Raw genomic sequence first — 12747 nt, forward strand, 5'->3', positions numbered from 1 at the left:
TCACGTGGCCAAGCGGAAGTTGCGGATCGGGATTGCCGGCGCCGGCAATGTCGGCCGTTCCGTTGCCCAGGAGTTGCTCGACGGCGGGCAGAAGGTCTTGTTGATCGAACGGCAGCGGCGCAACTTCGAGCCACACAAGGTGCCCGAGGCAGATTGGCTCTTCGCCGACGCCTGCGAAATGACCGCGTTGCAGGAAGCCGGCGTGCAGACCTGCGACGTGGTGATCGCCGCGACCGGAGACGACAAGGCCAACCTCGTGGTGGGGCTGCTGGCCAAATCTGAGTTCGGGGTGCCGAGGGTGGTAGCCCGGATCAACGACGTCCGCAACGAATGGCTGTTCGGCCAGTCGTGGGGAATCGACGTGGCAGTCTCGACGCCGGGCGCAATGGTGGCCGGAATCGAGGGTGCCATCGATGTCGGCCACCTGGTGCGCTTGATGGGTCTGCGTGAAGGCCGGACTGCCCTGACGAAGCTGACTTTGCCCGACGACAATCCGTTGGTCGGACAGCGGCTGGATGAGTTGAAATTGCCGAAGAACACCGGTCTGGTCACTCTGGTTCGACGCGACCAAGTGCTGGTTCCCCGGCCCGACGAGGTGCTCGAGGGTGGCGACGAGATGCTCTTCATCGCCGACAATGCCCGCGAGCGTGCGTTGTGGATCGCGGTCAACCGGGCCAGACGCAGGCGGTTGCCGATCAACCAGATCGACCAGCTGGGGTAACCGCCGCTGCCGCTATGCTCCCCGCATGTCGGCTGCGCTTATCCGTGAAATGTTCGAGCAGATGGTCGTCGGCAAGCAGGACCTCTTCGAGCGGTTCTACGACCCCGATTTCGTGATGTACTCCGACGGGGTGAGTCAGGGCTTCACCGATTTTCGCGCCAGCCACCTCAAGATCTACGCCACCGAGATCGCCTACGCCGTCGAGTACGACGACGAGGCCTGGGTGGAAGCCCCCGGCAAGGTCGCCGGCCGGGTCTGGATCACCACGGCGCGGCCCGGTGAGGAACCGACGCGCATTGAGGTGGTGCTCATCGTCGCGATCCGCGACGGGCGGATCTACCGGGTGTGGGAGACCACCTGGCCGAGTTGGCGCAATGTGGCCGCGCTGGAAAACTATTGAGCTGCAATATGATTCAGTGTAGTCGCCGCAGCAGTTCGGCTGCCGCGCGACGGCCGCTGAGCAAGGCGCCGTGCACGGTGGCGGGGTTGTCCACGCCGACGGCTTCACCGGCCAGATACAGCCGGTCGCCGATCGGTTCCTGCAGACGCTTGCGATCGTCGAGACCCGATCCGGGCGCATGGAAGGAATACGAACCCAGCGCGTAGGGGTCGACGGTCCAGTCTGACGATCGAACCGCGACCGGCGCGACGTCGGCGCCGAAAAGTTGCCTGGCGATGGGTAGCGCGCCCGACAGCACATCGGTCGCCGACGCGGACTCGACTTGGCGTCCGCGGTGACCGGCGTTGAACGCCAACACAATCGGGCCTGCGGCGGCGGGTAAGGTGAACCACTGGGCCCACCATCCCGATGCGGCTTCGCCTTCGGGTCCCAGGTATTGGAAGAAGGCATTCTCGGTGTCCCAGGTGCGCTTCTCGAAGCGGAAGTAGCTCTTGGAAAGCACGCCGAATCCCAACGCGTTCAATGCCTTTGAGTATTCATCCGGAAGTGGCGGGTCAAAGGTGAGTGCACCGGACTTCAGGACCCCCAGCGGGACGGTCACGATCGCGGCGGGTCCTTGGAAGGTCTGGTCGCCGGCCCGGACGGTAACCGAGTTGTTAGTTCGCGCAACGGAATTGACGGTGGTATTGAGGACGATCTGCAGCCCGTCGGCGAGCAGGCGGGGCACGGCGTCGTAGCCGGTGGTGACGACGGACTGCGAACCGCCGGTGTAGTTGCCCAGGTCGAACGTCGTCGCCGAGAGTTGGTCTGCATCCGCGGCGTATTCGTCTTCGATCTCGGTGGTGACGTAGTAGGCCAATGCGGCGCGGTCGGATTCGGACAGTTTGTCGCGATCGGCCTGGGCCTTGATCGCGGCGCCCAGACTCCCGTCGTCGACCTCGTCGCGCGCGTCGGCCACCAGGCGGCGCCAGGTCTTGGCGCTGTAGGACAGTGGCTGCAGTCGGGGATCGACCGTGAGCTTCGCGTGGTCGTAGTCGGTGGGCACCAGTTGAGCCTTGACCTGGCCGACCAACTCGATGAGCGGGTTGTTCGAAGTGCCGTGCACCCAGGAAGCACCCATTTCCAGGGGCACACCCCAGTCGCGATTGGTATTCACCCGCCCGCCGATTCGATTCCGGGCTTCGATCACCCGCACCGGGCGGCCGGCGTCGGCGAGGCTGCGTGCCGCCGCCAGACCTGCCATCCCGGCACCGATGACCAGCACCGACTCGGTGTCCGGCGGCGGGGTGGCGCTCGAAGAAGTTGCCCCCGTGGGTGCCCGGGTTCCTCGTGCCGGTTCCTGGGCCGGCGCACAAGCCGCGGCCAGTCCGGCACCGGCCGCCAGGGCGCCCGCTCCCAGGAACTCCCGACGCGACATCTGGGACACGAGTGTCAGGTTCTCACAATCGGACCAGTGAAATCCCGGGCTTTTCTCCTGCGTCGTTACCTGATTGTGTTCTCGGGTTGTGACGGGGCGCACATTACGGTCAGGTAAACTCGCTGTCATCCGGAGGTCGGCAACGGAGCCGCCTCCAATGGGGGGAGCGTCGGATGAGTGCGCGTAAGTCCACTTATGGCAGATCAGCTAAGCAATTGCCCGCGGAATTGCCCCCGAGTCGATCCCTCACAATCCGCGCGGCTGACGGCACCCCGCTGCACGCAGAGGTATTCGGTCCGCCCGATGGCTATCCGATCGTTCTGACCCACGGTTTCGTCTGCACGATTCAGGCGTGGTCTCGTCAGATCGCCGACTTGGCAGGCGACTACCGGGTGATCGCCTTCGATCACCGCGGCCATGGACGCAGCGGCGTGCCGCGGCGCGGCGGCTACAGCCTCAAACACCTCGCCTCCGACCTTGATTGCGTGCTGGACGCGACGCTGGCCCCGCACGAGCGGGCGGTGATCGCCGGACACTCGATGGGCGGGATGACCATCCAAGCGTGGTCGCAGCGCTACCGCCACAAGGTTTCCCGGCGTGCCGACGCCGTCGCACTGATCAACACGACCAACGGCGACCTGTTGCGCAAGATCAGGCTGTTTTCGGTGCCGCGGGGGTTGTCGCCGGCTCGGGATGTGGCGGGCCGAACGCTGATCAGCGCGGTGGGCGGGTTACCGCTGCCAGGCGCGGTCCGGGCGCCAAGCAAGTACATGGTCGCGATGATGGCGGTCGGTGCCGGCGCGGACCCGGCGGTCGTCGAGTTGGTATACGAAATGTTCGCGCAGACATCGCCGGCGGGTCGCGGGGGTTGCGCTCGGATGTTGATCGACGAGGTCGGATCGCGCCACCTCAACCTGGACGGCCTCACGGTGCCCACGCTGGTCATCGGCAGCGAGCACGACCGGCTGACGCCCATCAGCCAGGCGCGCAAGATCGCCGCCACCGCACCAAACGTCGTCGGCCTGGTCGAGTTGCCAGGCGGTCACTGCTCCATGCTGGAACAGTACGAAGACGTCAACCGGCAGCTACGCGGGTTCGCGGAGGTCGCGAGGGCCCGGCACCACCGAGTCCAGCGGATCAGCTCTTAACCGCTTTACAGCTGGGCGGAAACCTCAGCCGCGGCCCGAAGGCCGGAGCGAACCGCGCCGTCGAAGTACCCGGTCCATTCGTCTGCCGTCTCGGTGCCGGCCCAGTGAATCGGTCCGACCGGTTCGCGCAGTATTCGCCCGTACTTCGTCCATGACCCGGGCGGCACCGCGGCGGTCGGGCCGCCCGGCGCGAATTCTTCGGCGCCCCAACGAAAGTCCGTGTAGTCGAGCGGATGCAGCGCTTCCTCCCCGTACAGCGAGGCAAAGCAGCGCAGCGCCTCGCGGCGACGCTCATCGGTGGTGAGGGAGTCGAAAGCCCGGGGGTCGACGAAGCCCAGCAGGATGCCCGGGCCGTCTTGCGGGCTGACATCGAAGGTGATGAACACCGGGCCCTTGTCCAGTAGCGCGGAGCCGGAGAAGCCTCTGTCGCGCCAGAAGGGCGTCTCGTAAGCCGCGTAGGCCTTGCTCAGCCGACCTTGCGGCCAGCATTCGGCGAGTTCGGTGTACTCGGGGGGCAGCGGGGGATTGAACTCGATGTGGGCGCGGTGGGCGGGCGGAACCGCCAAGATGACGTAGCCGGCCTCGGCCTCGCCCTGGTCGGAGACGACCGTGACGCCGGAGCCGTGCCGGTGGATGCAACGGACTGGGGCGTCGAGAACCACGCGATCGCCGAGTTCGGCAGCCGCCCGGTCGGCGATCTGTTGGGTGCCGCCGGGGATCAGGTCCTGCTGGGCGCCGTTCTCGGTGTCCAGCAGCCGGTTCAGGCCGCCTGCTGCGCGCACGTAGCGGGCGGCGTGCAGCATCGACACGTCGTCGGGCTCGCACCCCCAGGTCACCCGGGTCATGATCGCCATCAGGTCGCGCGAGGATGCGGTGGCGCGAACCATGCCCAGCCACTGGCCGAGAGAAACGCTGTCGAGTTGGTTGGCTCGCTTGGCTTCCCAGGGTGCCGCGATCGGAACAGTGCGGGATAGCCGTTCGAATTGCCATTGCAGGCGGCCGATGTCGAGCAGCCCGATCAGCGATAGCCGGGGGATGGTGCCGCTGTAAGCGCGCGAAGTGCCGCGCCAATGGATCACATTCTTGCCGCGGTGGTACGTCGGGACGGTAGGCAGTCCCAGCTCGGCGATCAGCGCCAGCACCGTGTCCTGGGTGGGGCCCACGAACGAGCCGCCCCTGTCCACCGGCAGGCCGGCGACGCTGCCGCTGAACGAGCGCCCACCGACACGGTCGCGGCCCTCGAACAACAGCACATCATGACCTTGTCGCTTAAGCTCCCGGGCTGCGGTGAGACCGGCAAAGCCAGCGCCCACCACGACAACGTCGACAGTCCACGCTGGGTTTGTCACCGCTCCAGTGAACAGCATTTCGACGGTTCCGTACCCTGATTTTTTTGGCCGCTTCGCTGTTGGGTAGGTACATGAAGGTCTTCACCGCTCTGTATGGCCTCGCCGATGCAGCCGAACGGGCGCGTGAGCTGCGCGATGCCGGCGCAAGTGGTGTCGCCACCTTCGAAGGTGCGCACGACGTGTTCGCGCCGCTGACCCTGGCTGCTGGGGTTGGCGGACTGAGCCTGATGACGAATGTCGCGATCGCTTTCCCGCGCAATCCGATACATCTGGCGCATCAGGCCAACGATCACCAGCTGCTCAGTGCCGGGCGGTTCATTCTGGGGCTCGGCACTCAGATTCGCCCGCAGATCGAGAAGCGATTCGGCGCCGAGTTCGACCATCCGGTGGCGCGCATGTCCGAGCTGATCGCGGCGTTGCGGGCCATCTTCGAATCCTGGAACTCCGGCAGCCGCCTGGACTTTCGGGGCGACTACTACCGCCACACGCTGATGACACCGGCCTTCAACCCGGGCCCGAATCCATACGGTCCGCCGCCGATCTACGTGGGCGCGCTCGGGCCGAGGCTGACGCGCGCCACCGCCGAACATGCCGATGGCTTGCTGGTGATGCCGTTCGGCTCGAAGCGGTTCCTGCAGCAGAACACGATGCCCTCGGTGCGGGCCGGCCTGCAAGCCGGTGGCCGCACCGCGCAGGACTTCAACATCATTCCCGAAATCATCGTGTCTGCAGGCAGTACCGACGCGGAGCGCGAAGCGGCGGCGGCCGGAACCCGGCGGCTGCTGTCGTTCTACGGATCCACCCCCGCGTACCGGCCAGTGCTGGCCGCGCACGGTTGGGAGGATCTGCAGCCCGAGCTCAACGCCATGTCCAAGCAGGGGCGTTGGCAGGAGATGGCAGGGTTGATCGACGACGAGATAATGCACACCATCGCGGCGTGTGGCACTCCGTCGGAGATCGCCGCCCACATCCGGGACCGTCTCGACGGTGTCTCGGACACGGTGTTCCTGTATCAGGCAGCGCCGATCGGCTTGTCTACCTTGGCCGAGATCATCGACGAGCTCAAGTGATTACGGCGCGACAGTAAGCCAATCGGCGAACCCCGACGGGTCGTGACGACCCAGCGCCCCGTGCTCGTAGAGGCCCCAGCCCTCGACGGGGTCCACGTCGCCAACCCGGCATACTGCCCGCCCTACGTGGTCGATGACGCCGAAACCGGACCGGCCGATGATGGCCGGGTCGGTCATGTCGTAGGTCAGCCGCTCGGCGAACTTCTCGCCCTTCCATACGCCGTGCAGCCAGTCCGAGTCGCCGCCGTACCCGCCACCGACGTGAATCGGCACCGGCAGTTTGGATTCCACGTCGAAGTGGATCGCGGTGCCGTCGGGTGTGGTCGCGTCGATGGTCGCCCCGGTGGGAATGCGGGTGCCGGACCGGTAGTGAATCTTGACCCGCGGCCAGCCGAGTTGTTCGACGCGGCCGTCCCGCCACACCCGGGTGCAGTCGTTGAGCGAGCGAAAGCCGTTGGGCTCCTCCTGAATGATCAGCACGATGGCGAAGTCGTCGAACGCGATCGGTACGTAGAGCCACCACATGCCCTCGAACGGCGGGTCGGCGGGCCGGCCGGCGGGTTCGGCTTCGCCGATCGGCCGGATGCCCCACGACCGGTCCCGGCTGCCGATCCATACCGCGGGGTCGACGGGGATCTCCTCGCCGTCGACGACGATCTGGCCACTCCAGCTACCCAGCTGGGCGAACCGCTGCGCGTTGAGTGTCACCCGGTTGCCGGCCCGCAGGATGTGCGGCTGCTCTTGAACGACGTCGAACAGGCCTTCCCAGGTGAGATCGGCTGCGATGCCTTCGGTTTCGTCGAGCACAATGCGGAGCTTGCGCAGTGGCTCGATCACCTCGAGCCGATAACCGTTGACGTGCTGGTTGAGCCGGTCCTGATCGATGGCGTCCGAAACGTGCACCGCGGTCTGGGTGTCCCCGCGCCGGATGAGCATGAACGCATCTTTGACCCCGAGATTCGGGTAGTAGCCGATGCCGCTGATCAGGAAGATGTTGCCGGTGCGGTCGTGGGCGTTGAAGTAGGAGCGGTCGTAGAAGTTGCGGTCGGAGGATCCGGGCCAAGCGATCGGCTGGGGAACCTGGTGTACCGGGTACTCGTCGAGCGGGCCTAGTGAATGCGGCATTAGCGCTCCTCTCCGATAAAGCGTTTCATCAATCCGGCGTGGTAGAACAGCGACTCCACGTCGTCGGGTCTCTCGGCTTCACCGAAGTGCACCCGTCGGGCGCCGGTGCGCATGAAGACGCATGCCCACATGACGCCCGAATACGCGTAGAACCAATTGAGGTCGTCGAGTTCCACGTCCGTCAGGCGTTTGTACGTGGCGCGCACGTCCTCCTCGCGCATCACGTCCGGCAGGCCCGGCAGCGTCGCAAGGCCGGCAAGTTCCTGGAATACCTTGTGCGCGTAGATCATCCAGGCGACGTCGAGCTCGCGCGGGCCCAGCGTCACCATCTCCCAGTCCAGCACCGCCACCGGCTCGAAGTCCTGATAGAGGACGTTGCCCACCCGGGCGTCGCCCCACAGCAGCACCGGCTCGCGCTCCGCTGCCTTGGTCGGCCAATTGTCTTCCAGCCATTGGAAACTGCGCTCCACCAAGGGGGAGCGTCCGATGTCGGGAACGGCGAAGTCGTACCACGACTTCACCCAGCCGAAATGCCTGCGCAGTGCCGTGTCGCCGGACAGGCCCTCGGTCAGGAACCCAAATATTTTCTCCGCGTTGGGAATCGAATGCAGCGTGGCCAGCACCGCGACCGAGGCGTCTTGCAGCTTGCGCTGCTGGTCGGCGGGTGCGTCGGCGAACCAGTTGCCGCCGAAGGTGTATGGCATGACATCGGGCGGTACCACGCCGTCGACGTAGTCCATCAAGAAGAACGGCGCTCCCAACACGTCTCCGGTGTTCTCGATCCAGCGCACCTGCGGGACGGGCACGTCGGTCAGTTCACCGACTTGGCGGATGACTTCGAATTGATGGTCGAGGCGGTAGGTCGGGAAGACGGGCACGTCCTGGTTGGTGGGCGCCACCCGGGCCACCAGTTTCTGTTCCACCGGTTGCCCGTCCTCATCCCAGCGGGCGGTCAGGAGGATGGTTTCTGACGACATACCCGTCGAGTCGATGCCGCTGTGCACTGTCACGTCGGGCGCGACAGGCAGCACCGCCGACAGCCACTGCGACATCAGTTGGGGGACGGTGGTGATGTCGCGGCTCGAGCGCTGCATGGGGCCGACATCTTCGACCGCCGGTTCATTCGCCACGGGTACTTCCTTCGTGAGGTAATTACGATACGGTAGGTAGCGTTATGAAAGCAGACACGTCATCCATTGACAAGGCCGCCTCTGGTGCCGGGCGTCCGCGGGACCCGCGTATCGACTCGGCCATCTTGGCGTCGACCGCGGAACTGCTTGTGCAGATTGGTTATTCGAGCCTCAGCCTGGCTGCGGTCGCCGAACGTGCCGGCACCACCAAGTCGGCCTTGTACCGGCGGTGGTCGAGCAAGGCCGAGTTGGTGCATGAGGCGGCGTTCCCGGTGGCGCCGACCGCTCTGGTGGCTCCCGCCGGCGATTTCGCCGCCGATATCCGGATGATGATCGAGGCCACCCGCGACGTGTTCACCACCCCGGTGGTGCGGGCCGCGTTGCCAGGACTGGTGGCCGATATGACCGCCGACCCCGAACTGAATGCGCGGGTGATGGGACGCTTCGCCGGCCTTTTCGCGGCGGTGCAGGTGCGGTTGCGGGAGGCCGTCGACCGTGGTGAGGCACATCCCGATGTCGACCCGGACAGATTGATCGAGTTGATTGGCGGAGCCACGATGCTGCGGATGTTGTTGTACCCGAACCGGAGGCTGAACGACGAGTGGGTGGATCAGACCACCGCCATCATCGTGCACGGGGTGAACCGATGAGTGCGATCGTCACCGGCGCCAGTCGCGGGTTGGGACGGGCAATCGCCTTGGCGTTGGCCGCCGATGGCGTCCCGGTGGCCGTGGTTGGGCGGACCGAACAGGTGTGGGACGACCGGTTGCCCGGAACCATCGGCGAGACGGTGTCCGAGATCGAGGCCGCCGGAGGGCGGGCGGTGGCGGTGCGGGCCGACCTGACCGATCGCGACGATATCGCTCGGCTTGTCGACGAGGCTCGAGATGCGCTGGGCCCCATCACGATTTTGATCAACAATGCGGCGTTCACCGCGCCTGGCCGCCCGCCGACACCGGGTGCGGAGCCAAAGGCCAAGGCGCCCAAGCCAGCCCGTAAGCCCGGCTGGCCGGGGTTCGTCAGTACCCCGCTGGCCGCGTACCGCCGGCACTTCGAAATCTCGATATTCGCCGCCTATGAGCTGATGCAACTGGTCAGCCCCGACATGATCGGCGCGGGTGCGGGCTCGATCGTCAACATCACCTCGATCGCCTCGCGGCTTCCCGGCGATGGGCCTTACCCGAACCGCACTGCCGGTGTGCTGCCCGGGTACGGCGGTTCCAAGGCGGCACTCGAGCATCTCACCCAATGCGCGGCATTCGACCTCGCCGACTACAACATCGCGGTGAACGCGTTGGCGCCGTCCAAACCGATCATGACCCCAGGCCTGTCCTACTACGCCCACGGTTTTGACGAAGAGAGCTCCGCAGACGAATTCGCCCAAGCCGCAGTGCAACTGGCCCGAGTGGACCCGAGCGTGGTCACCGGACGCACCATCGGTCACCTGCAGGTGCTCGACGGTAGCTTCACCCCGTTCACGGTCTGAGCGGTCACGCGGCGTGCCGGTGTATCAGCGAAACACCAATGGCGACTTCGACTTCGCTGACATCGATTTGCGGGTAACCTGGCAATGGCGGCGCAGTCGATCGATGGCACGCCCCGGTCGGAGTGACGTATTCGGCGCTGTGCCTGCCCTCGTTGCTACCGGTAGTTACCGTCCAGCCCGGAGCTTCTTTGGCGTAATTGCAACGTTCGCACGAGCCGACCCCATTCTGGGCGGTGGTGCGTCCGCCGCGGCGATACGGCCGGGCGTGATCGCGGTGCCGGATCGGCGCGTCGCAATACGGGGTGCGACATGTCTGATCGCGCAACCCGATCAAATCTGCGAGGCCCCGCGGGAACTTGCGCGAGCGAGATTCCATCGCAACTAACGCGCCCGAGTCGGGGCTCGCGTAAAGCCTGCGCAGCGTGGCCCAGGAACCGCTGCCAGCCAACGCCCGGCTGACCAGATTGCGCGCCACCGCCGCGGGGATCGGTCCGTAATCCTTGACCACCGCCGGTGCGCGGTCCTCGCCGAGTAGCGCCTGATCGGAGATGACCAAATTGACCGCGACCGGCGCTGGGACGTTGGCGGGCACCCCGGTGATGCGCTCGACCAAGGTGTCGGCCAGCACCTGGCCGCGCGACCGACCGTCGAAGGTGGTGTCGGCGGCACGGCGCAGTGCGGCGTACACGCCCACTCCTTTTGCGACCGGCAGCAATGCGCTGACCCATGTCATGGTGTCCGGCGCCGGCCGGATCGTCACCGTGCGGTCTTCGTCGGCTTTCGCGGCCCGGTCGACGACGCTGTGCGGATCAAGCCGATAAGCGATTTTCTTTGCGGCCGCGGTCAACCGGCCGTCGCCCAGGCCCTCCAGGCCAGCCATGTCCGCACACAATTCACGGTCCAGTTCACGACGATCGTCGATGTCCAGGCAGGCCGACTCGCGCACGATCAATGTCGCCCGCCACTCCGACAGGCACCCGCACTCCAATGCCGCAAGAGTGTGCGGCATTTCGTAGATCAAGGCTTTGGCGAATCCCAAATGTCGGCCGCCTCGGGCAGGGGAATCTCGCCGGGCCAAGGCGATTTCACTGGCCACGCCGCGGCCCCGCTTCGCCGCCGGAACGCCGGCCTGCGCCTCGGACGCCCGTCGGGTGGCATCGAGCGCTGCCGCGGCGCGTGCCTGACCTGCCGCGGCAGCGCACTTGACCTGCTCCAACTCTTCGATTCGCGCAATCAGCTCAGCCTCGTCGGCCTGCTCATCCACCCGCGCGAACAGCTTTTGATCGAACATACTTTCGAATATACTCAACCCCTGTGACAAGTTCGGTGACGCGGGAGAAGGTAGACCCCGGCGGGTCAGCGCAGCTAGCCTTCGCCTATGGGGCGCACATATGACTCGGTGCGGCGTTTGCGCGGATCCCGGCCCGGCAGCAAATCAGGCCGGCGCGTAGGGGCGGCCCTGCTCTGATGTTCGACAAGCCCACCGCGCGTGTTGTCGCCCTGATCGCACTGCTGATCCTGGCCGCCGCCGCGCTGCGGGGCTACCTTCCCGCCCACCACGGATCCCGACTTGTCGAGGCGGGCGGCAGTCGGGCGGCATGGATGTTCCTCGCTGTCGCGATCGCGGCCACGCTTGCAATCGTTGCGATCTCGATAGTCGCGAGGTTGCGTGACCCCCGCGTCGTAGCCCCCAGCGCAGGGGAGTTGTCCGGAACCCTCGGTGGTGCGGTCGCCCGGCCGACTTGGAAGGTGGTGCTCATCGCGCTCGGGGTGATCGTCGCGTGGTTGCTGATCGCGCTACTGGTGTCCCGGCTGGTCACCCCGCCCGATCTGGGTGTCGATGCAACGCAACCGAATTCAACCGCACCGCGTCCGTCGTCTCCGGGCGGCGGCAGCCCGCAACCCAAGCAACCTCCGCGGCAGAAGAACGACGGGGACACACTCGGACTCCTGCTGGCCACAGTGCCGGTCCTGCTGATGTTGTTCGTGGGTGGGATCATCGCGTCCCGACGGCGGCGTCCGGCGACTTCGGGACTCCTGCCCGACGACAACGGCCAGTCCGCACCAACCGCTGACTCGTCGGATTCACTGATGCGTGCAGCAGAAGTCGGGCTGGCCGAGATGACCGACCTCAGCCGGGAACCGCGCGAGGCGATCATCGCGTGCTATGCCGCGATGGAACGGGAACTGGCCAATGTGCCCGGTGCTGTCCCGCAGGCATTCGACACCCCCACTGAGGTGCTCGCCCGCGCCGTCGAACAACACGCGCTGCATCCCGACAACGCGGGGGAACTGGTGAACCTGTTCGAGGAGGCGCGGTTCAGCCCGCATGTGATGAACGAGGGGCATCGCCAGATAGCGGTGCGGGTGCTGGAACTGGTTCTCGATGAGATTGCCCCGCGGTCGGGCAGGACCGTATGAAAAGGCTCATTTTGCTGGGCGTCTTCCTCATGGTGGGGATCGAGGTGCTGGCGCTGCTGCTTCAGGACCGCCGGTTCGTGCTGATCGCAACCGGCGTCGCCCTGGCCTTGGTACTGCTCAATATCCGTCGGCTACTGGGGTATTGGAAGGAAGCGGCTGTAGAACCAGACCCCGATGATCTGGGCGACTTGTTGCGTAGCTGGCTGGACCAGACCGAGACGACCATTCGGTGGTCGGATTCCACCCGTAAGGATTGGGACAGGCATTTGCGCCCGATGCTCGCGCGACGGTTCGAGGTCACCACCGGCCACCGACAGGCCAAGGATCCCGCGGTCTTTCGTGCTTCTGGCGAAATGCTTTTCGGTGCCGAACTATGGCAGTGGGTCAATCCCAACAATGTGGAGCAAGCGTCTGCCGGCCAACCGGGACCCGGTCGCGAGGCGCTCGAGGAAATTCTGCGAAGGTTGGAGCAGGTATGAC

At 65.9% G+C, this 12747-nt stretch carries 13 protein-coding genes; 8 read left to right on the forward strand and 5 right to left on the reverse strand.

Features of this window, described 5'->3' with window-relative positions; translation table 11 throughout:
* Positions 1-19: 19 nt before the first annotated feature.
* Together ACZY1I_RS04005 and ACZY1I_RS04010 are read left to right on the forward strand one after the other, a co-directional pair.
* Entirely contained in the window at positions 20-721 is a 702-nt protein-coding gene (locus ACZY1I_RS04005) for a potassium channel family protein (protein ID WP_463753500.1), read from the forward strand.
* Between the two features lie 25 nt (positions 722-746).
* Positions 747-1121: a nuclear transport factor 2 family protein gene (locus tag ACZY1I_RS04010; RefSeq protein WP_463752959.1), complete on the forward strand. Its 375-nt coding sequence runs from the start codon at positions 747-749 to the stop codon at positions 1119-1121.
* Positions 1122-1134: 13 nt separating this feature from the next.
* Here the strand turns inward: ACZY1I_RS04010 and ACZY1I_RS04015 are convergent, their stop codons facing one another.
* The gene (locus ACZY1I_RS04015; RefSeq protein WP_463752960.1) at positions 1135-2547 is read right to left on the reverse strand and encodes a flavin monoamine oxidase family protein; all 1413 of its coding nucleotides are present in this window, start codon (positions 2545-2547) and stop codon (positions 1135-1137) included.
* Between the two features lie 164 nt (positions 2548-2711).
* On the opposite strand from ACZY1I_RS04015, the gene ACZY1I_RS04020 reads away from it, so the two are divergent.
* Positions 2712-3686, forward strand: a complete 975-nt coding sequence (locus ACZY1I_RS04020) for an alpha/beta fold hydrolase (RefSeq protein WP_463752961.1) — start codon at positions 2712-2714, stop codon at positions 3684-3686.
* Positions 3687-3691: 5 nt separating this feature from the next.
* On the opposite strand, the gene ACZY1I_RS04025 is transcribed toward ACZY1I_RS04020, so the two are convergent.
* A complete protein-coding gene (locus ACZY1I_RS04025) occupies positions 3692-5035 on the reverse strand; it encodes a flavin monoamine oxidase family protein (protein WP_463752962.1) in 1344 nt (447 codons plus the stop codon).
* Positions 5036-5106: 71 nt separating this feature from the next.
* Between ACZY1I_RS04025 and ACZY1I_RS04030 the strand changes: the two genes are divergently transcribed.
* Positions 5107-6105 carry a TIGR03617 family F420-dependent LLM class oxidoreductase gene (locus tag ACZY1I_RS04030; RefSeq protein WP_463753501.1) on the forward strand — a complete coding sequence of 333 codons (999 nt, stop codon included), beginning with the start codon at positions 5107-5109 and terminating at the stop codon, positions 6103-6105.
* Here ACZY1I_RS04030 and ACZY1I_RS04035 read toward each other — a convergent pair whose 3' ends face one another.
* A complete protein-coding gene (locus tag ACZY1I_RS04035; protein WP_463752963.1) occupies positions 6106-7230 on the reverse strand; it encodes an Rv3169 family protein in 1125 nt (374 codons plus the stop codon).
* Positions 7230-8360, reverse strand: coding sequence for a phosphotransferase family protein (locus ACZY1I_RS04040; protein ID WP_463752964.1), 1131 nt, complete (start codon positions 8358-8360; stop codon positions 7230-7232). Before ACZY1I_RS04040 ends, ACZY1I_RS04035 begins: the two co-directional genes overlap by 1 nt.
* Positions 8361-8404: 44 nt before the next feature.
* Here ACZY1I_RS04040 and ACZY1I_RS04045 point away from each other — a divergent pair, with 44 nt between their 5' ends.
* Together ACZY1I_RS04045 and ACZY1I_RS04050 are read left to right on the forward strand one after the other, a co-directional pair.
* A complete protein-coding gene (locus ACZY1I_RS04045) occupies positions 8405-9010 on the forward strand; it encodes a TetR/AcrR family transcriptional regulator (RefSeq protein WP_463752965.1) in 606 nt (201 codons plus the stop codon).
* Positions 9007-9846: an SDR family NAD(P)-dependent oxidoreductase gene (locus tag ACZY1I_RS04050; protein ID WP_463752966.1), complete on the forward strand. Its 840-nt coding sequence runs from the start codon at positions 9007-9009 to the stop codon at positions 9844-9846. Before ACZY1I_RS04045 ends, ACZY1I_RS04050 begins: the two co-directional genes overlap by 4 nt.
* Positions 9847-9850: 4 nt before the next feature.
* On the opposite strand, the gene ACZY1I_RS04055 is transcribed toward ACZY1I_RS04050, so the two are convergent.
* On the reverse strand, positions 9851-11137 hold the full coding sequence (locus ACZY1I_RS04055) for an HNH endonuclease (RefSeq protein ID WP_463752967.1): 1287 nt from the start codon (positions 11135-11137) through the stop codon (positions 9851-9853).
* Between the two features lie 176 nt (positions 11138-11313).
* Here ACZY1I_RS04055 and ACZY1I_RS04060 point away from each other — a divergent pair, with 176 nt between their 5' ends.
* Both ACZY1I_RS04060 and ACZY1I_RS04065 read left to right on the forward strand, forming a co-directional pair.
* Entirely contained in the window at positions 11314-12267 is a 954-nt protein-coding gene (locus ACZY1I_RS04060; protein ID WP_463752968.1) for a DUF4129 domain-containing protein, read from the forward strand.
* On the forward strand, positions 12264-12746 hold the full coding sequence (locus ACZY1I_RS04065) for a hypothetical protein (protein WP_463752969.1): 483 nt from the start codon (positions 12264-12266) through the stop codon (positions 12744-12746). Before ACZY1I_RS04060 ends, ACZY1I_RS04065 begins: the two co-directional genes overlap by 4 nt.
* Position 12747: the final 1 nt, after the last annotated feature.

This window comes from Mycobacterium sp. IDUB_37 (assembly GCF_055419245.1).

Bases quoted from the DNA above. Each gene is read 5' to 3' on its own strand.
- ACZY1I_RS04020 (WP_463752961.1), top strand. From the start codon at position 2,712: ATGAGTGCGCGTAAGTCCACTTATGGCAGATCAGCTAAGCAATTGCCC.
- ACZY1I_RS04060 (WP_463752968.1), top strand. From the start codon at position 11,314: ATGTTCGACAAGCCCACCGCGCGTGTTGTCGCCCTGATCGCACTGCTG.
- ACZY1I_RS04050 (WP_463752966.1), top strand. From the start codon at position 9,007: ATGAGTGCGATCGTCACCGGCGCCAGTCGCGGGTTGGGACGGGCAATC.
- ACZY1I_RS04045 (WP_463752965.1), top strand. From the start codon at position 8,405: ATGAAAGCAGACACGTCATCCATTGACAAGGCCGCCTCTGGTGCCGGG.
- ACZY1I_RS04055 (WP_463752967.1), bottom strand. From the start codon at position 11,137: ATGTTCGATCAAAAGCTGTTCGCGCGGGTGGATGAGCAGGCCGACGAG.
- ACZY1I_RS04035 (WP_463752963.1), bottom strand. From the start codon at position 7,230: ATGCCGCATTCACTAGGCCCGCTCGACGAGTACCCGGTACACCAGGTT.
- ACZY1I_RS04030 (WP_463753501.1), top strand. From the start codon at position 5,107: ATGAAGGTCTTCACCGCTCTGTATGGCCTCGCCGATGCAGCCGAACGG.
- ACZY1I_RS04065 (WP_463752969.1), top strand. From the start codon at position 12,264: ATGAAAAGGCTCATTTTGCTGGGCGTCTTCCTCATGGTGGGGATCGAG.
- ACZY1I_RS04010 (WP_463752959.1), top strand. From the start codon at position 747: ATGTCGGCTGCGCTTATCCGTGAAATGTTCGAGCAGATGGTCGTCGGC.